32 protein-coding genes and 2 tRNA genes are annotated in these 23,230 nt (G+C 49.7%); 3 read left to right on the forward strand and 31 right to left on the reverse strand.

Translation table 11 applies throughout. The annotated features are described in order from the left end of the window. Positions 1 to 112: 112 nt before the first annotated feature. The 19 genes from RB298_RS29350 to RB298_RS29440 all read right to left on the reverse strand — a co-directional run bounded on the left by RB298_RS29350 (position 113) and on the right by RB298_RS29440 (position 10,920). A complete protein-coding gene (locus tag RB298_RS29350) occupies positions 113 to 1,165 on the reverse strand; it encodes a phosphoadenosine phosphosulfate reductase domain-containing protein (RefSeq protein WP_486049913.1) in 1,053 nt (350 codons plus the stop codon). Positions 1,166 to 1,170: 5 nt separating this feature from the next. After that, positions 1,171 to 1,341, reverse strand: coding sequence for a hypothetical protein (locus RB298_RS29355; RefSeq protein ID WP_486049915.1), 171 nt, complete (start codon positions 1,339 to 1,341; stop codon positions 1,171 to 1,173). Between the two features lie 93 nt (positions 1,342 to 1,434). Next, positions 1,435 to 2,259, reverse strand: coding sequence for a hypothetical protein (locus tag RB298_RS29360; RefSeq protein ID WP_486049916.1), 825 nt, complete (start codon positions 2,257 to 2,259; stop codon positions 1,435 to 1,437). Between the two features lie 5 nt (positions 2,260 to 2,264). Beyond that, entirely contained in the window at positions 2,265 to 2,801 is a 537-nt protein-coding gene (locus tag RB298_RS29365) for a hypothetical protein (RefSeq protein ID WP_148248689.1), read from the reverse strand. Next, positions 2,798 to 2,926 carry a hypothetical protein gene (locus RB298_RS29370; protein ID WP_486049918.1) on the reverse strand — a complete coding sequence of 43 codons (129 nt, stop codon included), beginning with the start codon at positions 2,924 to 2,926 and terminating at the stop codon, positions 2,798 to 2,800. The genes RB298_RS29365 and RB298_RS29370 overlap by 4 nt, the downstream gene beginning before the upstream one ends. Before the next feature lie 131 nt (positions 2,927 to 3,057). Next, entirely contained in the window at positions 3,058 to 3,192 is a 135-nt protein-coding gene (locus RB298_RS29375) for a hypothetical protein (RefSeq protein WP_486049920.1), read from the reverse strand. A 53-nt stretch (positions 3,193 to 3,245) separates the two neighbouring features. After that, the gene (locus RB298_RS29380; protein ID WP_486049922.1) at positions 3,246 to 3,413 is read right to left on the reverse strand and encodes a DUF6906 family protein; all 168 of its coding nucleotides are present in this window, start codon (positions 3,411 to 3,413) and stop codon (positions 3,246 to 3,248) included. 13 nt (positions 3,414 to 3,426) lie between these two features. Then, complete coding sequence (dnaB, locus tag RB298_RS29385; RefSeq protein WP_486049924.1) at positions 3,427 to 4,851, reverse strand: replicative DNA helicase; 1,425 nt, start codon at positions 4,849 to 4,851, stop codon at positions 3,427 to 3,429. After that, the gene (locus RB298_RS29390) at positions 4,829 to 5,164 is read right to left on the reverse strand and encodes a hypothetical protein (protein ID WP_486049926.1); all 336 of its coding nucleotides are present in this window, start codon (positions 5,162 to 5,164) and stop codon (positions 4,829 to 4,831) included. Before RB298_RS29390 ends, dnaB begins: the two co-directional genes overlap by 23 nt. After that, positions 5,151 to 6,029, reverse strand: coding sequence for a hypothetical protein (locus RB298_RS29395; RefSeq protein ID WP_486049927.1), 879 nt, complete (start codon positions 6,027 to 6,029; stop codon positions 5,151 to 5,153). The genes RB298_RS29390 and RB298_RS29395 overlap by 14 nt, the downstream gene beginning before the upstream one ends. Before the next feature lie 261 nt (positions 6,030 to 6,290). Continuing rightward, the gene (recT, locus tag RB298_RS29400) at positions 6,291 to 7,145 is read right to left on the reverse strand and encodes a recombination protein RecT (RefSeq protein ID WP_486049929.1); all 855 of its coding nucleotides are present in this window, start codon (positions 7,143 to 7,145) and stop codon (positions 6,291 to 6,293) included. Between the two features lie 9 nt (positions 7,146 to 7,154). Beyond that, the gene (locus RB298_RS29405) at positions 7,155 to 8,102 is read right to left on the reverse strand and encodes a YqaJ viral recombinase family nuclease (protein WP_486049931.1); all 948 of its coding nucleotides are present in this window, start codon (positions 8,100 to 8,102) and stop codon (positions 7,155 to 7,157) included. 192 nt (positions 8,103 to 8,294) lie between these two features. Next, positions 8,295 to 8,558: a hypothetical protein gene (locus tag RB298_RS29410; protein ID WP_486049933.1), complete on the reverse strand. Its 264-nt coding sequence runs from the start codon at positions 8,556 to 8,558 to the stop codon at positions 8,295 to 8,297. Positions 8,559 to 8,704: 146 nt separating this feature from the next. After that, positions 8,705 to 9,070 carry a hypothetical protein gene (locus RB298_RS29415; RefSeq protein ID WP_486049935.1) on the reverse strand — a complete coding sequence of 122 codons (366 nt, stop codon included), beginning with the start codon at positions 9,068 to 9,070 and terminating at the stop codon, positions 8,705 to 8,707. Continuing rightward, positions 9,067 to 9,345, reverse strand: coding sequence for a hypothetical protein (locus RB298_RS29420; protein ID WP_486049937.1), 279 nt, complete (start codon positions 9,343 to 9,345; stop codon positions 9,067 to 9,069). Before RB298_RS29420 ends, RB298_RS29415 begins: the two co-directional genes overlap by 4 nt. 9 nt (positions 9,346 to 9,354) lie before the next feature. Then, on the reverse strand, positions 9,355 to 9,870 hold the full coding sequence (locus RB298_RS29425) for an XRE family transcriptional regulator (protein WP_486049939.1): 516 nt from the start codon (positions 9,868 to 9,870) through the stop codon (positions 9,355 to 9,357). A gap of 342 nt (positions 9,871 to 10,212) precedes the next feature. Next, positions 10,213 to 10,506, reverse strand: a complete 294-nt coding sequence (locus RB298_RS29430; RefSeq protein WP_456289685.1) for a hypothetical protein — start codon at positions 10,504 to 10,506, stop codon at positions 10,213 to 10,215. 15 nt (positions 10,507 to 10,521) lie between these two features. Then, a complete protein-coding gene (locus tag RB298_RS29435; RefSeq protein ID WP_486049941.1) occupies positions 10,522 to 10,665 on the reverse strand; it encodes a hypothetical protein in 144 nt (47 codons plus the stop codon). Further along, complete coding sequence (locus tag RB298_RS29440) at positions 10,666 to 10,920, reverse strand: helix-turn-helix transcriptional regulator (RefSeq protein WP_456289683.1); 255 nt, start codon at positions 10,918 to 10,920, stop codon at positions 10,666 to 10,668. 151 nt (positions 10,921 to 11,071) lie between these two features. On the opposite strand from RB298_RS29440, the gene RB298_RS29445 reads away from it, so the two are divergent. The 3 genes from RB298_RS29445 (at position 11,072) to RB298_RS29455 (ending at position 13,581) form a co-directional block, all read left to right on the forward strand. Next, on the forward strand, positions 11,072 to 11,452 hold the full coding sequence (locus RB298_RS29445) for a helix-turn-helix domain-containing protein (RefSeq protein WP_486049943.1): 381 nt from the start codon (positions 11,072 to 11,074) through the stop codon (positions 11,450 to 11,452). Between the two features lie 70 nt (positions 11,453 to 11,522). Further along, entirely contained in the window at positions 11,523 to 12,407 is an 885-nt protein-coding gene (locus tag RB298_RS29450) for an ImmA/IrrE family metallo-endopeptidase (protein WP_486049945.1), read from the forward strand. Positions 12,408 to 12,420: 13 nt separating this feature from the next. Beyond that, positions 12,421 to 13,581, forward strand: a complete 1,161-nt coding sequence (locus RB298_RS29455) for a site-specific integrase (protein WP_486049947.1) — start codon at positions 12,421 to 12,423, stop codon at positions 13,579 to 13,581. Positions 13,582 to 13,700: 119 nt separating this feature from the next. Here RB298_RS29455 and RB298_RS29460 read toward each other — a convergent pair. The 12 genes from RB298_RS29460 to carB form a co-directional block, all read right to left on the reverse strand. Further along, positions 13,701 to 13,774, reverse strand: a tRNA-Ile gene (locus RB298_RS29460). A gap of 55 nt (positions 13,775 to 13,829) precedes the next feature. Then, positions 13,830 to 13,906, reverse strand: a tRNA-Met gene (locus RB298_RS29465). Between the two features lie 82 nt (positions 13,907 to 13,988). Further along, positions 13,989 to 14,153, reverse strand: a complete 165-nt coding sequence (locus tag RB298_RS29470; RefSeq protein ID WP_009589607.1) for a hypothetical protein — start codon at positions 14,151 to 14,153, stop codon at positions 13,989 to 13,991. A 182-nt stretch (positions 14,154 to 14,335) separates the two neighbouring features. After that, positions 14,336 to 14,608, reverse strand: a complete 273-nt coding sequence (locus tag RB298_RS29475; protein ID WP_009589633.1) for a WXG100 family type VII secretion target — start codon at positions 14,606 to 14,608, stop codon at positions 14,336 to 14,338. A 37-nt stretch (positions 14,609 to 14,645) separates the two neighbouring features. Further along, positions 14,646 to 14,921 carry a DUF4176 domain-containing protein gene (locus RB298_RS29480; protein ID WP_009589601.1) on the reverse strand — a complete coding sequence of 92 codons (276 nt, stop codon included), beginning with the start codon at positions 14,919 to 14,921 and terminating at the stop codon, positions 14,646 to 14,648. Beyond that, a complete protein-coding gene (locus tag RB298_RS29485) occupies positions 14,921 to 15,688 on the reverse strand; it encodes a hypothetical protein (RefSeq protein ID WP_486049950.1) in 768 nt (255 codons plus the stop codon). Before RB298_RS29485 ends, RB298_RS29480 begins: the two co-directional genes overlap by 1 nt. Positions 15,689 to 15,702: 14 nt before the next feature. Beyond that, positions 15,703 to 16,776, reverse strand: a complete 1,074-nt coding sequence (locus tag RB298_RS29490) for a WXG100 family type VII secretion target (RefSeq protein ID WP_096773090.1) — start codon at positions 16,774 to 16,776, stop codon at positions 15,703 to 15,705. 72 nt (positions 16,777 to 16,848) lie between these two features. After that, positions 16,849 to 17,634 carry a hypothetical protein gene (locus RB298_RS29495; RefSeq protein ID WP_486049952.1) on the reverse strand — a complete coding sequence of 262 codons (786 nt, stop codon included), beginning with the start codon at positions 17,632 to 17,634 and terminating at the stop codon, positions 16,849 to 16,851. Between the two features lie 217 nt (positions 17,635 to 17,851). After that, positions 17,852 to 18,436 carry a TetR/AcrR family transcriptional regulator gene (locus tag RB298_RS29500; protein WP_452519932.1) on the reverse strand — a complete coding sequence of 195 codons (585 nt, stop codon included), beginning with the start codon at positions 18,434 to 18,436 and terminating at the stop codon, positions 17,852 to 17,854. Between the two features lie 190 nt (positions 18,437 to 18,626). Then, the gene (gene pyrE / locus RB298_RS29505; RefSeq protein ID WP_486049954.1) at positions 18,627 to 19,268 is read right to left on the reverse strand and encodes an orotate phosphoribosyltransferase; all 642 of its coding nucleotides are present in this window, start codon (positions 19,266 to 19,268) and stop codon (positions 18,627 to 18,629) included. Next, complete coding sequence (gene pyrF / locus RB298_RS29510) at positions 19,265 to 20,002, reverse strand: orotidine-5'-phosphate decarboxylase (protein ID WP_009589605.1); 738 nt, start codon at positions 20,000 to 20,002, stop codon at positions 19,265 to 19,267. The genes pyrE and pyrF overlap by 4 nt, the downstream gene beginning before the upstream one ends. A 21-nt stretch (positions 20,003 to 20,023) precedes the next feature. Then, the gene (gene carB, locus RB298_RS29515; RefSeq protein ID WP_096773087.1) at positions 20,024 to 23,230 is read right to left on the reverse strand and encodes a carbamoyl-phosphate synthase large subunit; all 3,207 of its coding nucleotides are present in this window, start codon (positions 23,228 to 23,230) and stop codon (positions 20,024 to 20,026) included.

Below are 23,230 nucleotides of genomic sequence, written 5' to 3' on the forward strand. Positions count from 1 at the left end.
CTACAAATCATGAAGGATACGATAGACCAAGGGCACTGCCTCTTCAAATCAACCCGGCGCTGTTCAACGCCAGCATCACCACACATCGGGCAATTGAATTCATGAAACTTCCTCATTCGCAAAGCCCGTATGAGGAGCTGCAGGCTGGCACATTTTCGAACTCAATCGCTTTCAGTAGATCGTACTGTTTTCCGCCATGAGCTGTTTTTGACCATTCCACCATCTCGTAAATGCCTTCACCAACTCCATTGGCAGTTGGAAAAAGAGTTGATCCTCCTCGCTTACTTGCCATGCTCACTATCTTTTCCCACTCAGCGACACGCTTAATTTCTTCCGGGAATCTGCGGGCTATTTCAAAAAGTTCCGCTTTATTACAATTAATGCAAGGCATGCAGCCAACCCGCCCCATTCCAAGCTTGTACAGGGGATTTGGTTCAATGCCGTGTTTCTTGTGCATCGCGAACACATCATCAGCCGTCCAATGAATCAAGGGACGATATACTGTAAATCCGTCACCAGCCTCTCTCATAGAGAGGTTTGCCCGCGCTCTGCTTTCTTCGGCCCGTACTCCTTGCCAGCTCACGATGTCAAAACCCTCTTCTAGAAGCGGCAGATACACCTGTTCTTGAATTACTTCAACCTTTAGAAACTGAGTGCAGAACCGGGCTTTTGTACTTGGAAAGCGCCCTTTCCAGATACACAGATCCAAGAAAGGGATACCTGTTGGCTGCAGGGCATTCACTGCTCGTTCCACAATGGCTTCAGCCTCTCTATCTGTCATCCCTTTTTGCATGGGAATCCAAGTCCATGACCCATGTGTCCATTCTCTTGACTTATCCTCCGGTTCCCATCCCGGTGAAGCCTCCGGCTCGTCAAGATCGGTGTGCCAATAACCCGGAAGGTCCTTAGTTAACTTTCGTGACCAATGTTCCTGGACGTAAAGTCTCTTCTTTGCGATCCGTTCGGTGAAATCAGCCTTTACCCTTTTGATAGGGCCGAGTACACTTTCGAGATAGTCAAGGTATCTATATGTTTCAATGTGTTCATGACCCGTGTCTGCGAATACAGGGATGAGGTCAACGCCGTCCTCATATATCCCCTTGATCCACATGGCTGTGCTGTCTTTTCCACCTGATAAGGAAGCTACATTTGCGATTACGCTCAACCGAATCACCCTCTCCCCTTCAAAATAGATCTGAAGTTGATCGGCTTCTTATGTGATGCCGGAATCGGTTTCCCAACAATCTGCGCCAATTCATCCGGACTAAGCCTATAGTTCATGACTTTACTCGGGGGCGACCCCTTCAGTTCATTTTCACGATTAGGTACCGATGATTTCATGCTGCTTCCCCTCCTACAAGAACTGATGTTCTGTTAACCCCATGTATTTAGGTACTCCGGTCTGCTTCGACCGGGGCTGGAATGCAATTATATTTAAGCGACGCCGTTACTTTTCATTTCCTGTTTGACCGCTTCTTTGTACTTTGCATACTTTCCGTTCAACTGCCCCGATGTCATGCCGACGCTATTAGCAAGCTCACGCCAGGTCACTTCCTCCGTACGCTTACGTTTTAACAACTCTGGGAAATCGAGCGGATGGTCAGGGAATGATGGTCGCTGAGCAAGAATGTACTCTTCCAGTTCCTCCTTGCTAATCTCTTCACCGCTGGAAGCCTGAGTTTCCTCGGCCTGAGAGGCATCATTGTCTGCAGGATCATCGTCAGATTCTTCAAAGCTCATCTCCTGTCCACCCGACTGTTCCTGTTGCTGTTCTTGCATCCATTCTGGAAGATCGGAACCTTCTTGCGTTGATCCTTCGCCCATTACTTCCTTTTCGTAATCGTTCAGCTCGTCCTCTTCCGCTGGCGGTGGAGGGTCTCCTGCAGGATCCTCAACTTGTCCATCACTGTGTTCAGCGGATCCCTCTGATCCGGACTCATCGAGGTCCAACTCAGCCTGATTTCCATCCTTCTGCTCATCCGGTTGTTCAACGGATGTCACCACACCGGAAGCATCGGTTGTCACGCGACGGCCACCTTGGTAAATCTTGTAGGCGTCGTCATCGTCTTCATCAAAATCGAATGACATTTGCGGATCTCCAAGGAATACATTGAGCTCTTCCCCTTGGTTGTTACTTAAGAACACCAAATGCGGTAATGCTGCTTTAAGTGGAAAAGTTAGTTTAATTTCAATTGTCGACTCCCCGATTTTGATCCCTTTTGCCAATTCTCCAGTAAGCTTCGCAAAATCTTTCCCCATATCGATCACTTTCCCTTCTTCTTTTTAGCCGGCTTTTTTACCGGTGGATTGATAATGTTATGAATGACTTCCTGCTGCGGCTTGGTAAGCTGTACGGGCTCATGAATTGCTCTTATGACTTGCGCCAGGACAAATGCGTCCCGGACGTTATCGCTTGGGTGTTCAAACCCCCAGCGTTTGAATATAGGTAGGATTAGCTCCTCTTTCGACCCTTTCCCCACCCCAGTAGCAAATTTTTTAAGCTGGGTGGGGGCTACCTCGATGTATTTCTGCTTTCTCACATACAGTCCGATTCGAATTGCCCAGCCTATTGCATACTGTTGTCCCACAAAAGATCCGGTCGACCCATGAGAGAATCCCTCGATGGCCACTTTGTCGGTTGGCTGGATTAACCGGAGTGTCCGGACAACAACATCGTTGATCCGTGCAGCATCTAACGCACCATCCGCTTGGATCTCGATCCTTTTCAAGACATTACCGTTCGGGTCCAATATAGCGACCCCCGTTTTCGTTGAGTGGTCAACCCCGACGTATCGGTTCATTTACCCACCTTCTTCAATTCTTCGGCGGCGTACTGGTAGGCCGCAGCAGCAGCCGTGTTATCGACAGCCTCGGCCTTCGTTTCAAGGTCGTCAATAACTCTTTTGATTTCGTCTCTTACTTCCACGTTTCTTAGCCCTCCTTTTTCTGTTGGACTTCGACCATCCACGGAGCACGAAAACTTCTCCAATTTGCCGACCGTCGTTGTCATAGATGATTTCCCAGGGTGACTCTTGAAAAAACGGATCGATTCGAGCTTCACTGCGCAAGCTGTCCGCCTCCGATCTTCATAGCGAGCTCAAACTCTTTAACGCCCTCGTCAATCTCAGAAGATTCCATGCCCGAGAACTCGATAAACAGTTCCTGACGATCGGGAACGCTGCCAGTATTCATGAACCGGTGTCTCATGTATTCGAACACGCTCCACTTGCTCCAAGGTCTCCCCATCATGCACCTCGGCGGATGGAACGTTTCTTTAATCCGCTCTTACTAATCAGAAGCAACTCCGTCGGGGTATCCTGGACGACTAGCCAGGAATCCGGAACAAGCTTCCACGCCTTCATTTCTTCTTTCTGCTTACGAGTGGGTATTGTTGGTCTCGTTTGCTTTCCCAATGCTACTCCTCCTTCACGCCCATTGACGTTTTTCCATATTGACCACCTTGTTCTGCTTTGGTGGTTTTGGACCAGGATCTGAATGAATCCGGTCGTAATTGACGAATTTATTGAATTGCTTCAGGAACACCAACTCAATTGTTCCAACTGGGCCGTTCCGCTGTTTAGCTATGATGATTTCGATGATGTTCTTCTTCTCGGATTCCTTGTCGTAGTAGTCATCCCGGTACAGGAAGGCCACGATGTCCGCATCCTGTTCGATCGATCCGGATTCTCGAAGGTCGCTCATCATTGGACGCTTATCCTGCCGTTGCTCCACGCCGCGGCTAAGCTGGGAAAGCGCGATAATCGGAACATCCAACTCTTTGGCCAGCTGTTTCAATGTCCGGGAGATCTCCGAGACCTCCTGCTGCCGGTTCTCTGGCCCACGACCCTTGCTGCGGCCGACGATCAGTTGCAGATAATCGATTACGATAAGTCCAAGTCCTTCCTGCTTCTTAAGGCGCCGGCATTTCGACTGGATATCATGCACCGTGATTCCAGCTGAGTCGTCGATCAAAATATTCGTACCACCGAGGACACCAGCAGCCGCGGACATTTTGCTCCAATCATCTTCAGCCATATCACCCATCCGGAGTTTACTTGCTTCCAGATTCCCTTCTGCGCTGACCATTCGGGTCACCAATTGAGCAGCCGACATCTCCAAACTAAATATCGCTACGGGATCCCTACTCAGAAGTGCTACATTCTGCGCAACGTTGAGAGCAAAAGCAGTCTTCCCGACAGATGGCCGGGCAGCGACAATGATTAAATCGCTACGTTGTAGACCGGCTGTGATTAAATCCAAATCCGTGTACCCAGTTTGAAGTCCCGTAACATTACCTGTCTTATACGCCTCTGATTTAACCTCTGTCGTCTCGATAACTTCCACCAGGACGTCATTGATTCGTTTGAAATCCTTCTTAGGAGCTGCTTGATCTGCCAGTGTTGTCGCAACTTGCTGAGCTGATGTGACTAGGTGTCGTATATCCTCACCGGCCATAGCAGCCTGTATCCCGGCCATACTTGACCGAATATATTCACGCAACATGTACTTGGTTAGGACTGACTTGACGTAAGATTCTATATTTGCTGTCGTCGGAACTGAGCGAGCCAGATTTGATAAGTAGCTGACGCCTCCTGTATCTTCAAGCTCTTTCTGATCCTGCAGACGAGAAGCCAACGTCACCAGGTCGATCGGCTGCCCCTCCTCGGCGAGTTCCAACATTCGGCTAAAGATGATCTGATGCTCTGCACGATAAAAGGCGTTCGGGACCAGTGCTTCAACGTACTCGTACACATCCGGATTGACCAGGATAGCACCGAGTACCGAGCACTCAGCTGCCAAATCATGCGGCATCTCGGGTAGGATTATGTCATGCACGTTTGAGCTTTGCATATAATGCCTCTTTCCAGCCTGGCGGAGGAGGGCATGCTTCTTCTCGAGCACGGGCACGCTCGGAGAAATATTCTTCGGTAGCCACCTTCATTCGGTCCCGTTCAATTTGTTCTCCTAAGCTCCCGCGAATCTCCGCAATATTCGGCGGATACTTGCTCTTCCGAATGTGCTCATCAACATTTTCCTGAGCCACCTTCAAGGGAAAATCCTGAAGATACTTATGGTCTGCCTTCACTCGATCTACCGAAGCGTCAAAGGCTGGGTAGTAATTTGCGATGTGTTTGTAAAGCTGAGCAACTTCAACGATTTCCACGATTCTTCTCCTCCTCGATAAAGCGATCTAGTTCGTCCATCTGCGCTTGTTTTTTGTTTCGATAGCCACGCTGGGGAGATTGTCCAAGGGCGACTGGCACGGGCGGCACCGCAACAGTTATGGAGTCATCCACCTGCATCTTTGTCCACTCGTCAAGGCAGCGAGGGATGCAGTAGGCCATGTTTCGGATTTTGTCCCAATTGTGCTTGGGCTTGTACTCCGCGAAAGATTTATCAATGCTTCTCTTCACGATGTCTAAAGGGATCCCCGTAGCCACCATCTTTTTGATCTCCTCGAAATCTGAGGTGCTCACGTTCAAACCTTGCCCTCGTCTCATGCAGAAATGTTTCTCGACTTCATGAGCAAGTTTTAAAATGGTCTCAGGATCCGTGATAGTAGTAACAGCATTGTGTATCTCTGTAATATCTTTATTAGATCGGAAGTTTTCTTCCGGGTGATCGGAAGATTCCTGCCGATCACTAGCGTTCAGATCGGAAGATTGTTGCCGATCTCCTGAGTCAGAGTGGAAGTTTTCTTCCGATCTATTTTTGAACTTTTTGGAGTTCCGGACTGTAAAGATAAGACCATAGGGTGCTCTGGTGACTTGTATGTAGTGGTTATCTTCGAGCGTTCTGATCCACGACCTGATCGTCCGGTCCGACACTCCGAATTCTGATTCAAGTTCGTTTATTTTTACTGGCTTGTTCCCAAGGACGATACCCCAGACAATTCCGTCCCTTTCGACTTCCTTCGTCGTGGAGCTGATGCACCAAAGGAACAGCCATATTGCTGATCCTATTTTTTTGTAATGTCTGTGTTCCAACAATCCGGAGTACATCGGAAAAGGGTAACTGCCTTCGGGCATTTTCTCATCCCCTAAATCATTCTTTTACAAATTTCATCTTAGTAACTACAACACCAGCAGATTGTTATTTCCCCCTATCATCTCGTAAGTAAATATGCGGATACTTAGCCCGGACAACGGTCCAGCCAGGATAGCCCCGTTCGAAATAGGTTCGAACCTCTTGCTTGAATCTGGCTGGATCAGTGTCCATCAACATCCATATTCGATCACCAATCATACTGCGAAGCAGTGGTTGGCCAGTGATGGAATCAAGATGCTCCATTATTCAAATTCAACTTGTTCAGCATCGCTGCTGCCGGAATTTTCTGACGTAGGCGCTTCATCCGAAGATGTTGGTGTTATGTCAATAAAAGAATCGTCCGATGTGATATCCGTCCGAGTAGTTTCATCTTTCGTTACAGCCGAGGCGATTTCCACGCTGATCGGCAACCACTTCCAACCGGAGCGAACTACCGTCTTTTTGCACATCTCAGTGTAATCCGTGACCCATGGTCCGTTATTGGATGCCTTGGATCGCTTCCGGTGGGCCTCAATCTCACTGATTGGCATATAGTGGATGAAGTGCCCACCGTCATTAAATTTGGCCACCATGTACGCTCCGACCACTTTACCGGATTCTGTTGGCTTCTCATCCTTCCGCAGGAACCATGGGACATGCTTCAGGTTCTCTTCTAAGCCATATGTCAACTCAATGAAATCATTTTCATAGACCTCATGGGCAGCAATGGATTGGATATTACCTGAACGTCTGGCCAGGTCAATCATGCCTTTGTAGCCAATGATGAAGGTTGCCTCTTTGCCATAAGGAATGATGTAGCAATGACCAATCAACCCTGGTTCTAAACCCAACTGCGCGGATTGCATGACCGCTGCCATCAAAGAAGGAATAGAGCATTCCAACAACTTCGGATTCGTTCTGATGGTCGTGAGTGCGATACGGCTAAGCCGCTCAATATTCATGTGTTTTGGCATGGCTTCCGCGATCTGATGCTCCATCTTTTTCAAGTATGCAGCAATCGTCTGTGATGGACTTGCAGCAGGAGCATTATTTGCCCCTGCTGCCCTGCTCTGAAGTTTATTTTCAAGTGATGCGCCGTTTCCTTGTGCTCGTGCCATAGTGCCTCCTTATTTCACCAAGAACCGTCTGGAAGACGTGGTGTTCACGTATTTTTCATACAAATCAGGCTGCTCTTTCTTCAAACGCTTGCTATCGATCCGAGAGGTATCGTTCGACTTCCAAGACACCAAGATTTCCCCGTTATGAATGGCAAACTCATTCTCACCCATGATGGCTTTAAGCTCGTTCTCACATCGTTTTACTTGCTCAGCTGCCAGAGCAGCATCTTCTTTTGCAGCCACTAATCGTTGGACAAGTCCGGCCTGCTTATCATCCAAAATGATTTCAGTAGCCGGGGATGAAACGGGATATAACTGATTCAGCAGATCCGATGAAGCATCACTTCCGTCAATCATCGGTGGGATACCAGGGACGACATGTTTATTCCAGAATTCATCCTCGATCTGTATGAGCGAGTCAATAATCTTGTCATTTCGTTCAACCAACTTATACTGGAACTTCTGACCACCAATCAGGACCGCGAAATACCCATAGTCCACGCCCAACACAGCCATGTAATGCTGGAGTTGGATCGCATATTCATCGGGGACTTTCTCGTCATTCCACTCGTCAGCTTTGTATGCGCTGGCTGTTTTACACTCCAGAATACCGATCCCGCGCCCACTTTTATCCATGATCAAGCGGTCCACGTTCCCAAGCATGAACTCGTGCTTAGGATGCTGGTAAAGCTTGTTACTGCGCTGTACCCGTAATCCAGACTGAAGCGAGAATTCCCGGGCAACAACATCCTCAAGCACATTGCCCCAATAGGCTGCTTCTCCGGCTTCTTCTGGTTCAATTTGACCGGTCTTGTCCAGAAACACGCCAACAGGTGATTTGTAGCGGTTTAGGCCAGCCACTGCGGATGCATCACTCCCACCAATGCCTTTCCGACGGAGTTTCAACCACTCGGAACGGTCGATTCCTTTTGTTACTGCTGCAATACTCATTGCCACCTCTACCAACACACCTTTCAGATAAAGTCATGAATGCTCATGCCAACATCATTAAGTTGTTCTTCCAATGAAGGCCACCAAAGAGTCGTATCATCGGACTGACGATCCTCCCAAAGTAAATCCTCTTCATCCATCGAGTTGGCCTCCCTCTTGTGTGATTCGCCCCCATCTGCTAATATGGGGGCATCAAAATTAAATTTTGGCACCAGATATGACCCGTTCCCGCGGGTCATTTTCTGTTTGATCATGTTCAGCGATGTTCTGCCATTCCACGATGACTGGACAATTCTCGACACTGACAATAATCTGTTCGTTCTCATCGATCACCCAGAACTCGGAAATGTTGTCATCACCCACTTGTTTGATCTCAATTACTTCCCGGCTGTTGACCTCAGTACCGACTTCAAAAATTCTTGTCGGGTTACTGACAACGGTCAGCTTTTGAATCACTTGCATGGTTTGTCCTCCCTTCGTATGTACTTTTCAAGGTGGGCCGGGGGTTGGCACCACCTTGGATGCGTTAGCCGCATCTCTCGACGCCGAACAGGAGAATAGGTTAGAAAACTGTCCGACGCCGAGAGACAGGGCTAACAGCCCTGAACTTAACGATTGAACTCCGCCCAAAAGGGGCCTGAAATCTCTCGAGGTAATGAATCGATAACGTTCTGAAAGAGTTTGTAATTTGAGATGGCTTTCTCGTCTCCTGGCTTTGATACAATCCATGCATCCATAACTTGTTTGAATCGAAAGGCAAGTGCCTGAACGAATTCCTGAATATCCTCAGCTGTCATCGTTTGTTCCCTTGCCACAACATGCGCTTGTCTACCATTTTCATAAGCTGAATAAATAAGTCTTGCGACGGTGTTGCTGGTATCGGAACTCCAGCCATTAAGCCAGTCCACTATCCGGGATTCTTGCTCCGACAGATCCCTACCGACTTGCTCCATAACTAAACCTTTATCAATCATGTCGTACCCTCCTTGCGCTTCCGTTGTTCGTCAGCTACAATAGACGACAAGAGACTCATTAGACGTGTTCTCAACCGAGACTGCCCTGGCCGGCGGTCTTTTTTCATTTCTAATTCTTTTTCCGCGAATCTGATCATGTTGTTCAAATAGTCGATTCCATCAACCAATTTGTTGGGGTGAATCATCCTATCTGGATTCCGGACGATGACCTGCAGATTATGTTCAGCATTTCTTCCAGCCTGTAGTGCTTGTTTTACCAACTCGTTTCTCAACATATCGAAACCTCACTTCATGTATTTTTTTGCTTTAAGATCGGCGCGGTGCTCTTTCCACGTGGCAAACCAACTGAATGAATATTCCTTACAGAGGACCGCTGCAAAGTGAGTCAACGCCGTTATCGCTTCGACCGTTTCCATCAGCAGCCGTTTCATGATCTTTCTTTCTGATTCGTTGAGTTGATCTGCCGTCTTGCTGATCGGCGCCTCGGATGTGAGCACTAAGACTTCCTTGATTTCCTCGACCGTTTTGAAAAGAACTGATGCTCTATGTAAATCCACATTGTTGAGCCAGGGGGCAAAAGCGCCGCCAGTAACCTCCCCGGCTGCTGCAATGTAAAGCTGACCATCATCGTAATGCTTAGTCGTGGAAGCCATAACTTCCTTAGAAGGTTTCCTTGTTCCCTTTACGATCTTCCCGATCAGGGAAGCATCTACGTGAGCTGCGACGCCGGCCGTCCCTCGCGTCTCTCCTTTTCGTTTCAGCACTTCGTCGAGTGCTGGTCCAAACTGTCCGATTGCCATTGCTTTATCGATCTCCTTTGTCCGATTTATTGGGAGATGACGGACAAGGATCTGATGTATTATGAAGTTGTAAGAAAACCTTCCCCACTCGTCATCCCCTTCGCCGCTGGCAGCTGGTACCGCTCCGGCGGCTTTCTTCTATCCTCTTCAAATCTTCTTGCGCTTCCTTCAAGACTCGCTTCCTTTCAAGCTTCGATAGCTTTTCCGGATTTATAGCGTACTTCGGAAGCGACATGTCCAGAGCGATCTCGACATCAATGTTTTTGAGCAGGCTTCTTGTTACTGTTGCTGAAACACAGGCAGTTCTGGAAGTTTGGCGCATCCATCGAAACCGTATGTTCTTCACCTCCGCGATTTAAGCCAGTCGTAAAAATCCCATTTCAAACACCGAATTGCATCACCTTTCTTTCTGGATCCATCCAGATGCGGAAACGTTGGATCATTTGCCGCAAATGTCAAAGTTGATTTTGACCACCCCATCAATTCAAGAATGTGCTTTGATTGAAGCACCTCAGGAAACTGGGATGTTTGCAATTCCACTAGCTGTTTCTCCAGTTCCTCATTTCGTTCAGCGAGATCAGCAGCCAAACGTAAAGCTTCCGCCAATGTTGAAGGGGTTGTAAGTGCTCTTGCCATGCTCTCTCCTCCCTATCAAAATTTCATGAGTACATAACGTGTCTTACTTTGATCTGGCCACATGCTGTGTAATGTCCACCCTAGTGAAAGCAATTCGTTCACTTTAGAAAAATCATAGGTTTCGTTAACTGCCTTCGCTTCTGATAATTGTTGTTCCACCTACCCCACCTCCTTTCGATCAGATGATGCTGTCTGTACATCGTCACGAAACATTTCGTTTCCATCATCTACAAAAAAAATAGTCCATTCAAATCCTAAGGACGAAGCGATTCGTTTCGCTAGATCTACGCTTGGATTTCTAACTCCTGACTCAATCATCCCATAATATTGACGACTAACTTCAACTTGATTTGCTACATCATCATGGGTTTTATTACTGGCAATTCTAAGTTTGGCTAACCATTCTCTAGCCATTACATCCACCTCCTTAAGCAACGTTTTGTTTCCTGTTACCTCTCATTATAAGCAACATTTTGTTTCTGTCAACTCTTTTATGCAACTTTTTGTTTCGGTGCTTTTAGGCAACATATAGTTGCGTTATACTTTCTTCATAAGAAGAGGTGATATGGTGCGCTTAGATCGATTGAAGAGCCACAGATTAGAAAAAAAACTTACCCATGAAGATATGGCAAGCAAATTGGGGATTACCCGACAAGGGTACGGAAATTATGAATCAGGGAAAAGAGATTTGGATACAGCTACCTTAACTCTTATAGCTGACATACTTGATGTTGATACCGATTATCTTCTAGGTCGAACGGATATCCCTCGCTCAAACAATGAAGATTCAGAGCTTGAGAAACTGCTTGAGAACCCAGTACACGGAGCTTTCTTCAAGGGATATCTGGATGCCCCAGAACAGAAAAAGGCAGAGATGCGTCAGTTTTTAAAGTTCATTTTAGAGCAAGAGAAAGATCGTAAACCTGGTCAACAACAAGGAGAATGAAATAGCCATTATTGGCTTTTCTTTTTACCTTAAAACCGAACATATATTCCTATAATTGAGGGGGTGCAGCATGTTTAGATTTTATGAAACCACTCTTTTAGAGCAGTTTGTCGAAGACTTATATAAAAAACACGGAATACTTACTCCACAACAACTGAATATTGAAGAATTAGCCAGGCGGCTAAACGTATGGGTTTATTATTCGGAGCTAGGTAGTGAAGCGGTGGAAATAAAGAGCGGGTTAGGATCCATTAACATTTATAAGAATCAGTCAAGGGCAAGGCAATGGATCGATTTTCTGCATGAACTATGCCATATATTACGCCATTCTGGGGATCAGAGAATCATGCCCGAGCAATTCACCAGAGCTCAAGAAGCTGAAGCAGATAATTTTGTTCTTTATGCAGCAATGCCGATTTCAATGATCTCACAACTTCGATTACCTGTAAGAAAGAATGATGCTATTCATTTCTTAGCCTCTATTTTCAAAGTCCCGTTGTATCTAGCTAAAAAGAGACTTGAACAAATCCAACATAGATTGTGCCAAGGGAAGTTGTTAACGGAGACTGTTAAACAGGTTGAAGACAGCGATCATGTTAGTAATGGAGATCACGACGATATGAGAGAGACTAAAGTCTACGCATATTACGATTCCGCTGATGATTTGATCGCACCTTCACAATTTATCATTCATGTAGACCATGAAACTTTACATACTCAAGAAGAACTCATTTTCTCCATAGATGGCCCATTTGAGGTAGTCGAGGATGGCCAGCTTGAGAATTTTACAGACAGTAAACCAGTAAAGTTTTTCGATTTGGATTATACCAGAGAAGGAAAAGTCAGTTTAAAGCTGAGCCATCTGGCAAGCAGATATTATAACTCTGCAAATAAGTTTGTAATTCAGAAAAAAGATATTGAGGAATTACTAAGGTTTTATGGAGATGAATTTTAAGGAGGGCTAATATATGAAAGGCCATGTATATCCAAGAGGAAAAACATATACGTATGTAATTGATCTACCACCTGATCCAATGACAGGTGGTCGGAGGCAAAAATCAAAAGGCGGTTTTAAAACCGAAAAGGAAGCCTGGACAGCGTGCCACTTAAAAATTGCTGAGATTGAGAAAGGTCTGCATGTCGATGACTCAAAAATAACCCTTCGGGAATACCTGCTGGAATATCTCGAAACCCATGCTAAGCCGAATTTTAAGCCTACTTCATATGATACTGAGAAAACGGTTATTGAAGCTCGAATTATTCCTGTTCTCGGTAAAATAAGACTTCAAGCATTAACTCCTCGAGCAATCAAAACATTCTACGCCGAGCTACGAAAAACCTATTCAAAGGAGTATGTAAAGACCATTCACGGCATTATGAAGCGTGCACTGAGGATCGCTTACACCGAATCAGGGCTCTTGTCAGAAGACATTATGAGCAAGGTATCCATGAGAAGCAAGGTTAATGCGAACGAGCAAAAGGAAATGAAGTTCTGGTCTGTTGAAGAATTCAACCAGTTTCTAAAATCATCGAAAGGTCATGTTCACTATATTGTTTTCTCACTCGCAATTTATACTGGCATGCGTCGCGGTGAGATTCTGGGTCTTCGCTGGAAGGATGTCGATTTTGAGCGCAAGGAGCTGCTAGTTACTCAAACAGCCAATTGGACCCGTTCAGGATTGGTCATACAGCGCCCTAAGACGAATGATTCAATCCGTAGGGTAAAGCTATTCCAGTTTATCTTAGACGACCTTCAGGAACGCTATCAGCAGATTCAGAAGAATAAATCTGAGTACGGCGATGGGTATGAGGATAATGATCTCGTATGCTGCTACCCGAACGGCGGTTATATAAAACCGAAACGTATAACAGAAGGTATGGACGTTTTGGTCCGGAAGGCAGGAGTAAAGAAGATTCGATTCCACGATTTAAGACATACCCACGCGTCGTTTTTACTCCGGATTGGCATAAACCCCAAAGTGGCAGCTGAACGTCTTGGTATGACCCCAGCAATGTTCAATGAGCGATACTCTCACTTACTCCCTACAATGCAAGATGAAGCCGTTGACAGAATCGAAGCAGAGCTTAATAAGTACTCTGAAAAGATGCGAGATCCTGTGGATAAATAGCTGCCGTTAGCAAATGCGTTAGCAAATTGAAGTTCCTGCTTTTTCACCATTGTTTTTTATGCGACTAAACAGCCCTATAAACAGCAAAAAACCCTTGCATCGCAAGGGTTTTCATAAAGTGGGCCCTGAGGGACTCGAACCCCCGACCAGTCGGTTATGAGCCGACCGCTCTAACCAACTGAGCTAAGGGTCCTGAACATACATGTACACATAAACATAAGGACGTCATACATACATCGTTTAAAAATTGGTTGCGGGGGCAGGATTTGAACCTGCGGCCTTCGGGTTATGAGCCCGACGAGCTACCGAACTGCTCCACCCCGCGTCAATGCTGTATCAAACAGCGACAAGAATAAATATACACCATTCCCCTGCATCAAGTCAAGTGCTGTTTTAATGGAATTTCCTCAAGGCAGGAATCGCACGCCATAACGCCCCTTCTTGGAACGATAAACCTCTACCATCCGCGGATCATGATACCCGAACAGCCAGCCGTCCTGCTCCAGACGTTTAGCGAAGCACCCAGCCTGAAATTTGGTTGTATAGAGCTTTCCGTAATATACCCAGTTCATCCTATGCGGCTCCTTACCGAAATGATAATGTAATGCTGTCATATTATGTCCAAACTTCCACAAAAAAAACGCCGTCCTCCGAAGTTCTCCGTCCCTCCCCATAATAAAAACAATCAGCCATGCCGTATACCGTGCCGGGATACGTATATGCTGATTGTTGTCTTGGGTTATAACCCATTCGCTTATTGGCCGTCGGCCTCTGCAAACCGGGCAGCGATGCTCATCAGCTCCTGCTCCATCGAATGCATCATCTGGATGAAATTCATCAGCTGCGCCTTCGTCTCCTCGGCCTCTGTGCGAAATCGCTGCTGGGAAACGCCTTCCCATTCGGCATTCAGCGTTTCAATGACCTGGGACAGCCTCGCGACCAATTCTCCGCCGTAGTCACTCCCGCTGCGAATGTCTGCCGCCGCGCGGCGCAGCTCCTCGGGCGATACCTCTATACGTCCTGACATAGATCCGCCTCACGCTCCTCCCTTAATCCCTCGTAAGCTAAGTAGCCTTCGTCTCAGCCAGTACGGCCTGAAATTGTTCTTCCTCTTCGTCCTGGTAACCCGTAAAAATAATCTCTTGGATATCCTCATGGTTAAACACGTAAGCAAACTCCGGGCTGACATACCCTTCCGGATACGGACAAGCCAGATAGTCGAACAATTGCGGCTGCTCAAGCGCCAAAATTTGCTTGCGTCCATAGATCACCAGCTTTTTCTCGCCTTCCTTCAAAATGACGATCGACCCGTTGGGCAGCAGCTGCTGTTGTTGCGTCATTACGTTCCTCTCCTTTTCTTACTCTGACGATGCGGTGCCGCCGGCGTGCGGCCCTGATTCATTTTGTTCAGAAACGCGGCGTTCCGCTGCTCCTTCGGCAATCCCAGTACGGGATAATGAGCTCTCAGCTTTTCCATATTGTTCTGGATGAACCGATATCGAGGGATGAACACAACGGCCAGGTACAAGCCGAGAATCAACAGGACGGAAAAAGCCGCCATGCCCATGACGAATCCGCCAAGGTCCCCGGTAACGGCAACCACGACGTAATACCCTGTGTAACCGATGCCAGCCAACAGCAAGGCCGCTTTGCCTGCTTTGCCGATGCCGCCTTTGCGTTCCATGGACTGGTACGTCCCTTGCCGCAGCGCTCTTGCATGCAGAACATAAAACGCAACGAGCAGCAGGAGCATCACCGCGATCGAGCTAAGTCCATATCCGATCGATTCGACACCGGCCATGTCATACATCATTTTCAAGATAGCCAGCTGGCAAGTGACCGCCAACGCCAATCCGTAAATCCCCAAGTACAGCACAAAACCGACCTCAGACCGGTACGGATTTACGCTCAGGCCAATTCCCCACAGCAGCATGGCCGCCCACACTGCCGCAGCCGCATAAAAATATACCGACATCATCGGCGCCGCCAGCGTGACCAGCGCGGGGATGAGCATAATGAATAAAAAGCATACGATGCCGCCCCGAATTTGCTCGGCGGGGATTAGCCGGAAATGAAACTGTTCTTCCTCTGAAATCTTCGTGCTCATCTATGACACTCCCTTTATTTGAACCATCCGGCTATCGTAGAACCTATCTTCTCCGCCCCCATTTTCAATCCTTCGGTTACGGTATCTTTCTTCCCATCCCCGTCAAAATCCGCGAACTTGATGCCGTCCATGACGTAGGAAGCGCCGACCGACACGCCGAAGCCGATGGCCGCACCCGCCAGGGTGCCGATCGGACCGCCCACTGCCGTACCGATAAGCGCGCCGGCTTTAGCGCCAGCCGCCGCGGAAGCGACCACGGTTCCCACGCCGACACCCACGTCGACGACGGCGTCTCCGGCTATTTTCGCCCCGCTTTTGTTTTCATTGATATTCGTGACCAGATTTCCCACCGTTTGCATGGCGATGCCGGCATAACCAAGCTTGCCGCCCTTCCAGCTGAGCGAGTCCTTCACGGCTGCGCCGGGCAGGACGTATTTCGGAATTCGGGGGTGATTCCGCCAATTGTACTCGGCATAGGATTTCTTGCGGATATTGGCAAGCATGCCGTTCGTCACATTGGCACGCATGTTGCCGCGCTTGTCTTTTTCAAGCCATACGCCGAAGCCGTTCCGGTACATATCCCAGTATTTGTACATCGTGCCCGATGCGGTTGCCGTTCCGAACAATACCCCTGCGGCCGCAAGCGGATTGCCCTTCCATTGATCCGCCGTGCCGCCGAATGGCGCGAGCGCATTGAATTCGACGCCCGCCGCCGTCACGGGCGGATCCGTCTTCTTATTTCCGTTCTGTGCCATACTCGCCTGAAGCAGCAGATGCGGACTCACCTGGGCGACCGATTGTTTGCCGAAATTCAGATTGCTCCCGAGCGATTGGTCGGTCTGCGAAAAATCCCCCGCTTTCTTCACGAGCTGGCCGCGATTCTGCTCCAGACGGCCTACGACAGACTGGCACGCGGCCCGGCATTGCGCAAGGCGCTGCTCTACCTGGGCGCGATGGCGCGATTCCCAGGACATGCTCTGGATGCGCTGCTGCATCCGCTCCTGAAGCGCTTGGACTTCCCGTGCAATATCAGATACCGCTGCGCCCTGCTGGTTCAGCATTTCAGGTACCACACGTATTTTGGTCATAGCTAACAATCCTCCATGTCATTGATCGAGAAGGCAAAAATTACAGTATGCGGGATCAGGATGCAACGTCTCTCACTTAATACGCTCGATGACCGCGCCGAGTTCGCGGATGATCTCGGTTACCGTAGCGCCCCATATTTGGTCCTGTTCGCCCTCGTTGCGAATCAGCCAATTGGATTGCGCTCCTCGTAACAGCTCGATTCCCTGAATCCGGCAGTTGAGATCCGGACAATAATACGCCGTGAAGGTGGCATATCTCTCCGGATGGCTGACGCAATCAGCCAAGTCATGAACGACCGATTCCGGATAGCCTTGAGCAAGCAGGTGCTTCCGAGGCTCCTGCTCCCCTTGCTCGGCGTTCATCCATTGCTGGAACCAGCCCTTAGGCAAGGCCAGTGAGCCTGTATCGCGATTTTTTCGGTCCTCCAGCTGCAGGTAACCGATGATCTTCAGCCAAGCCTCCGAAGGGGTTCCGAGCTCTTCCAGCACATAAAGCCTTTCACCGCCTGGCCCGATTTCGATATCCGCCTTCACGACAAGGCCGGAACTGTAATAAATGAAGCACTCCTTCGACGTTTCCTCCGAACCGGCCACCCTCATATGAATCGTTAACAAGGTCCGGCTGCATACTTCTATGTATTCCAGGAGCTCCTGCACAAGAACCGGCTCGTTATCGGCCGTTTGAATCAAACCCTTCTCCAGCAGTTCCTGCTCAATCTTGGCTACTTCGACAGGCATCTCTTCCGTGAGCGTTCCGCGAAAAGGGTCCTCCAACCCGATGACAGCCCGCGCACCGACAATGCCGGTTAATACAAAGAATTGCTTGCCGGTCAGTTGGATCCTGGACGGAATTTCCAAAGATCTCTCCTCCTTACGGTCAGTCCCGCCTATTTTGTGTTTGTTTTCGAAGTTATCATTACTATTATAGGTGAGACGTATCCTTCCCCTCTACCAAATCCTGGCCCTAAATTTATAGGAACATATACCCAAATCAGACGGCTCCCAAACCACCAAGCGGCAAAATACAAAAAAACATTCCCGGGCTTAGGCAATCACCTCTGGAATGTTTGAGCGGTTATGTTGGATTAAGCGGCTCATCCTTCCGGATAATGCCGTGATATAGAATCGTCATCAGTTGTTCGCTGACCGCATTCAGGCTGCCCAGACCATGGTACCATTCCGTTCGCGCCGTAAATTCATTGATAAAAGTCAAAAACGCGACCAGTACCTGCGGGGATATGTCTTTGCGGATCTGTCCCAGCTGCTGGCCTTTAAAAATCAGCATTTCGAATTCCGGGACAACGTATTTCTGATTGAACTGAAGCAGCTTGTCCATCTGTTCCGGAAACTTGGCCAGATCCGACACAAATTGCTGCGAGACGAGCGCCGAAAACTTCTCCTGATCCCTGTAGAACACGGTTAAGGCATCCAGCGGATCTTTGGCCTGCTCCATGATCCCGCGATAGATCGCCATCATCTCCTCGACCATGCGATCCACCACATGATCCAGTAAGCCCTCTTTGCTCTGATAATAGTTATAAATCGTCATCTTGGAAACGGGGACAGCTTCGGCAATCTGCTCCATGCTGGTTTTCACAATCCCATGCTCCAGAAACAACCTCTTTCCGGCCTCAAGCACCGCTTCTTTTTTTGCGTTCATCGGTAGATTAGATCCCTTCTATTCGGCTTCAGGATGTTTATGGCTAAATCAGCCGCTTACAGTCCTAATGTAACGATCCGTCCTTCGACTGTCAACCCGCGGCCGATATTACGTTATCTTGTTTCAGGAAACCAAAAAAAGCCGCCTCTGTGTCAGTTCACAGAGACGGCGGCCTGAGGATGAAGAATATCTATACGCCAAAGGAGGTTGGATTCGATCTCCAGGATTGTAGGAGCTCCACGTCCTCTGCTTGAATCCGGTTCTCCGATAACGCTACATCAATGAGTGCACCGTAATTGGACAGGCTCAGCAGCGGAATTCCCGCTTCGGCGAAGGCTTGTACCGCTTTATCCAACTGATAGCTGAATATGGCGAGCACCGCGAGCGGCTCTGCTCCTGCGTCCTTGACCGCTTGCGCCGCCTTCAGGGAGCTGCCGCCCGTGGAGATCAGATCCTCGATGACAACGACCTTCTGGCCGGGCTTGATCAAACCTTCGATCAGGTTTTCCTTGCCGTGGCCTTTGGCTTTGTCCCGAATATAGGACATCGGCAGGTTCATCTTCTGGGATACGAAGGCCGCGTGCGGGATCCCTGCGGTGGCCGTTCCGGCAATGGCCTCGGCTTCCGGATACTGCTCCCGAATGACGGCCGCGAACGATTCAGCAATGTAATCGCGAATGTCGGGATAGGACATGGTCAGGCGATTGTCGCAGTAGATCGGTGACTTGATGCCCGACGTCCATGTAAACGGCTGATGAGGTCTTAGGGAAACGGCCTCGATCTTAAGCAAATAAGATGCGATCTGATGCGGAATATTCGCGATGGTACTCATGCTTGAATCATCTCCTCAATAATCTGTTCTGCAGCTTGTCTCGGGTTATGGGACTCGGTGATCGGGCGGCCGACAACCAGGTAATGACTTCCCTTGCGGATCGCTTCCCCAGGTGTAAGCACCCGCGCTTGGTCACCGATATCCGCACCGGCAGGGCGGATACCCGGAATGACGGTTTTGAAATCCTTGCCGCAGGCGGATCGAATGGCCTCCACTTCCAGGGAGGATGCCACGACGCCGTGAAGTCCCGACTGCCGGGCCAACTCAGCATAACGCACGACGGTATCCTCCACCTGGCCGGGAATGCCGATTTCGTTATTCATGACATCCTGATTCGTGCTGGTCAACTGCGTTACCGCAATGATCGTAGGCATGGCAAGACCCGGGGTGTCCGCCACTGCGGCTTCCGCCCCGGCTTTTGCCGCCTGCATCATGAGCGCGCCGCCGCCGGCATGGACATTAAACATGTCCACGCCCAGCCGCGTTACGCTGTGCGAGCCGCCTTTGACCGTATTCGGAATATCATGCATCTTTACATCCAAGAACACGGAATAGCCTTTCGCTTTCAATTCTTTCACAAAGTCAGGACCGGCCGCATAGAACAGCTGCATGCCGACCTTCATATAACACGGGATGCCCTCCAGCTGACGTACCAATGCTTGTGCACGCTCGGCATCCGGGTAATCCAGGGCCACCATCAGGCGGCCCGCCATTTCATTGTAGCTGGCGTTCATCTGTACCCCTCCTTCCCGATTTTAAACCGGCATCGCTTCAGAGGAGAAGTTGATGGTCTCCAGCATCGTCAGAAGCTCGCGAACCGTATCGAGCGAGGTCATGCATACAACGCCATTCTCTACCGCTTCACGGCGGATTCGGAATCCGTCGCGCTGCGGCGTTTTGCCTTTGGTCAATGTGTTGAAGACAAAGTTCGCTTCGCCTGTGCGGATCATATCGAGAATGTTCGGCGTGCCTTCGGACAGCTTGTTGATGGTCGTCACGTCAAGACCCGCTTCTTTGAGCGCTGCCGCCGTACCGCCGGTTGCGATGATTTTATACCCCAGCTTATGGAAGCCCTTCAGCAGCGCAGCCGCTTCGGCTTTGTCTTTATCCGCTATGGTGGCGATGATCGCGCCCGTTGAAGGAATCTTCATGCCTGCACCGATGAGGCCTTTGTACAGTGCCTTGGCATACTTCACGTCGCGGCCCATAACCTCGCCGGTCGATTTCATTTCAGGTCCGAGGGTCGGCTCCACGCGGCGAAGCTTCGCGAAGGAGAAGACCGGCACTTTAACCGATACATGCTCGCTTTCCGGCCACATGCCTTCCTCGTATCCGAGATCCTTCAGCTTGCCGCCCATAATGGCCTGCGTAGCCAGGTTCGCCATCGGAATGCCCGTCACCTTGCTCAGGAACGGCACCGTCCGGGAAGAACGCGGATTCACTTCGATTACGTACACTTCGTTTTTATAGATGACGAACTGGATGTTGACAAGTCCGCGTGTATTGAGCTCTTTGGCAATCTTGATCGTAATTTCGACAATCTTGTCCTTCAAGTCCTGGGACAAGTATTGTGGCGGATATACCGCAATCGAGTCGCCGGAGTGAACCCCTGCGCGCTCTACATGCTCCATAATGCCCGGAATCAGCACGGTCTCGCCATCGCAGATCGCGTCAACCTCCACTTCTTTGCCCAGCATGTAACGGTCGATCAGAACCGGGTGATCCGGGTTGATCTTAACCGCCTCTTTCATGTAGCTCAGAAGCTCGCTGTCGGAGTATACAATCTCCATGGCGCGTCCACCCAGTACATACGAAGGTCTTACGAGCACGGGGTAGCCCAGCGATTGTGCCGTTTCTACGGCATCATCGACCGACGTTACGGTTTTACCTTTCGGCTGGGCGATCTCCAATCGGGACAGAAGCGCTTCGAATTTCTTGCGGTCCTCGGCTTCGTCAATGCTCTCCAGGCTTGTGCCCAGAATCTTCACGCCCGCTTTGCTGAGCGGCTCCGCGAGGTTGATCGCCGTCTGCCCGCCGAACTGCACGATGACGCCGATCGGCTTCTCCTGCTCGATGACATTCATGACATCTTCGAAGAAAAGAGGTTCGAAGTAGAGACGGTCCGACGTATTAAAGTCGGTGGATACGGTCTCCGGGTTGTTGTTGATGATAACCGCTTCATATCCCGCCTTCTGGATGGCCCATACGGCATGCACCGTGGAGTAGTCGAATTCGATCCCTTGACCGATCCGGATCGGACCGGAGCCGAGCACGATGACTTTCTCCTTCGCGGATTCGATGACTTCATTCTCCGTTTCGTAGGTGGAGTAGTAGTACGGCGTCGTTGCTTCAAACTCCGCTGCGCAGGTATCCACCATTTTGTAAACCGGACGCAATCCGTGCTCGCGGCGGAGGAATCCGATCGACTCCTCGGTCGTGTGCGTGCTGGCCTTGCCTTCTGCGCGGAGCTCGGCGATGGCACGATCCGTAAAGCCGAGACGCTTCGCTTCGTACAGCGTTTCGTAAGTCAGCGACGCTTCGCTGCGAATATGGTCTTCATACTTGATCAGGCGTTCGATTTTGTCCAGGAACCACCAGTCGATCTTCGTCAGGTCCTGAATCTGCTGCAGATCATAGCCCCGGCGGAACGCTTCCGCGATCAGGAACATCCGCTCATCGTCCGCTTTGATCAGGCGCTGCTGGAGCACTTCATCGCTCAGCTCGTTCGCGCCTTTCAGGTATAGACGGTGCACGCCGATTTCCAGGGAGCGAACCGCTTTATGGATCGATTCTTCGAAGGTGCGGCCGATTGCCATCACTTCGCCGGTTGCCTTCATCTGGGTGCCCAGCTTCCGGTTGGCATGGATGAACTTGTCGAACGGCCAGCGCGGAATTTTGCTGACGATGTAATCCAGCGTAGGCTCGAAGCAAGCATACGTCTGGCCCGTTACCGGGTTAACGATCTCGTCCAGGGTGTAACCCATCGCGATTTTTGCTGCCATCTTCGCGATCGGGTAGCCCGTTGCTTTGGAAGCCAGCGCGGATGAGCGGCTGACCCGTGGGTTTACCTCGATGACGTAATATTGATAGCTGTTCGGATCCAGCGCGAACTGCACGTTGCATCCGCCTTCGATGTTCAGGGCGCGGATGATTTTCAGCGATGCGGATCTGAGCATTTGATATTCGCGGTCAGACAGCGTTTGGCTTGGCGCCACGACGATGCTGTCGCCGGTATGAACGCCGACCGGATCGAAGTTCTCCATGTTACATACCACGATGCAGTTATCGTTGGCGTCGCGCATAACCTCGTACTCGACTTCTTTCATTCCCGCAATGCTCTTCTCGATCAGGCACTGCGTGATCGGGCTGTAGCGAAGTCCGGAGCTGACCGTTTCGCGCAGCTCCTCTTCGGTTGCGCAAATGCCGCCGCCGGTGCCGCCAAGCGTGTAGGCCGGACGCACGATCACCGGATAACCGATCTCATTCGCGAACTCTAGCGCCTCTTCCAGGGTCGTTACGATCGTGCTCTCCGGCACGGGCTGATCCAATTCGCGCATCAGCTCGCGGAACAAGTCGCGGTCTTCGGCTTTTTCGATCGATTCCAGCTGCGTTCCGAGCAGTTTGACGTTTTCCTGCTCCAGAATTCCGGCGCGGGCAAGCTCAACCGCCATGTTCAGTCCCGTTTGTCCTCCAAGCGTCGGGAGCAGTCCGTCCGGACGCTCTTGACGGATGATCTGGGTAACGAAGTCCAGCGTGATCGGTTCGATATACACTTTATCCGCCATGTTGGTGTCGGTCATGATGGTCGCCGGGTTACTGTTGATCAGCACGACCTCCATGCCTTCTTCTTTCAGTGCCTGGCAGGCTTGGGTTCCAGCGTAGTCGAATTCCGCTGCTTGCCCGATGACGATCGGACCGGAGCCGATGACGAGAATTTTTTTCAATGTATCATGTTTAGGCAT

Origin of the sequence: Priestia sp. BR_2, assembly GCF_041954005.1 — a bacterium.
GTDB classification, from domain to species: domain Bacteria; phylum Bacillota; class Bacilli; order Paenibacillales; family Paenibacillaceae; genus Paenibacillus_AQ; species Paenibacillus_AQ lautus_A.

Bases quoted from the DNA above. Each gene is read 5' to 3' on its own strand.
- RB298_RS29490 (WP_096773090.1), bottom strand. From the start codon at position 16,776: ATGACCAAAATACGTGTGGTACCTGAAATGCTGAACCAGCAGGGCGCA.
- RB298_RS29480 (WP_009589601.1), bottom strand. From the start codon at position 14,921: ATGACGCAACAACAGCAGCTGCTGCCCAACGGGTCGATCGTCATTTTG.
- RB298_RS29445 (WP_486049943.1), top strand. From the start codon at position 11,072: ATGGTGCGCTTAGATCGATTGAAGAGCCACAGATTAGAAAAAAAACTT.
- RB298_RS29425 (WP_486049939.1), bottom strand. From the start codon at position 9,870: ATGGCAATCGGACAGTTTGGACCAGCACTCGACGAAGTGCTGAAACGA.
- RB298_RS29475 (WP_009589633.1), bottom strand. From the start codon at position 14,608: ATGTCAGGACGTATAGAGGTATCGCCCGAGGAGCTGCGCCGCGCGGCG.
- RB298_RS29430 (WP_456289685.1), bottom strand. From the start codon at position 10,506: ATGGCAAGAGCACTTACAACCCCTTCAACATTGGCGGAAGCTTTACGT.
- carB (WP_096773087.1), bottom strand. From the start codon at position 23,230: ATGCCTAAACATGATACATTGAAAAAAATTCTCGTCATCGGCTCCGGT.
- RB298_RS29455 (WP_486049947.1), top strand. From the start codon at position 12,421: ATGAAAGGCCATGTATATCCAAGAGGAAAAACATATACGTATGTAATT.
- RB298_RS29415 (WP_486049935.1), bottom strand. From the start codon at position 9,070: ATGATTGATAAAGGTTTAGTTATGGAGCAAGTCGGTAGGGATCTGTCG.
- RB298_RS29500 (WP_452519932.1), bottom strand. From the start codon at position 18,436: ATGAACGCAAAAAAAGAAGCGGTGCTTGAGGCCGGAAAGAGGTTGTTT.
- RB298_RS29450 (WP_486049945.1), top strand. From the start codon at position 11,523: ATGTTTAGATTTTATGAAACCACTCTTTTAGAGCAGTTTGTCGAAGAC.
- RB298_RS29470 (WP_009589607.1), bottom strand. From the start codon at position 14,153: ATGAACTGGGTATATTACGGAAAGCTCTATACAACCAAATTTCAGGCT.
- pyrE (WP_486049954.1), bottom strand. From the start codon at position 19,268: ATGAGTACCATCGCGAATATTCCGCATCAGATCGCATCTTATTTGCTT.
- RB298_RS29355 (WP_486049915.1), bottom strand. From the start codon at position 1,341: ATGAAATCATCGGTACCTAATCGTGAAAATGAACTGAAGGGGTCGCCC.
- RB298_RS29395 (WP_486049927.1), bottom strand. From the start codon at position 6,029: ATGCCCGAAGGCAGTTACCCTTTTCCGATGTACTCCGGATTGTTGGAA.
- RB298_RS29440 (WP_456289683.1), bottom strand. From the start codon at position 10,920: ATGGCTAGAGAATGGTTAGCCAAACTTAGAATTGCCAGTAATAAAACC.
- RB298_RS29420 (WP_486049937.1), bottom strand. From the start codon at position 9,345: ATGTTGAGAAACGAGTTGGTAAAACAAGCACTACAGGCTGGAAGAAAT.
- RB298_RS29410 (WP_486049933.1), bottom strand. From the start codon at position 8,558: ATGCAAGTGATTCAAAAGCTGACCGTTGTCAGTAACCCGACAAGAATT.
- RB298_RS29360 (WP_486049916.1), bottom strand. From the start codon at position 2,259: ATGGGGAAAGATTTTGCGAAGCTTACTGGAGAATTGGCAAAAGGGATC.
- recT (WP_486049929.1), bottom strand. From the start codon at position 7,145: ATGGCACGAGCACAAGGAAACGGCGCATCACTTGAAAATAAACTTCAG.
- RB298_RS29485 (WP_486049950.1), bottom strand. From the start codon at position 15,688: ATGAGCACGAAGATTTCAGAGGAAGAACAGTTTCATTTCCGGCTAATC.
- dnaB (WP_486049924.1), bottom strand. From the start codon at position 4,851: ATGCAAAGCTCAAACGTGCATGACATAATCCTACCCGAGATGCCGCAT.
- RB298_RS29365 (WP_148248689.1), bottom strand. From the start codon at position 2,801: ATGAACCGATACGTCGGGGTTGACCACTCAACGAAAACGGGGGTCGCT.
- RB298_RS29375 (WP_486049920.1), bottom strand. From the start codon at position 3,192: ATGAATACTGGCAGCGTTCCCGATCGTCAGGAACTGTTTATCGAGTTC.
- pyrF (WP_009589605.1), bottom strand. From the start codon at position 20,002: ATGAACGCCAGCTACAATGAAATGGCGGGCCGCCTGATGGTGGCCCTG.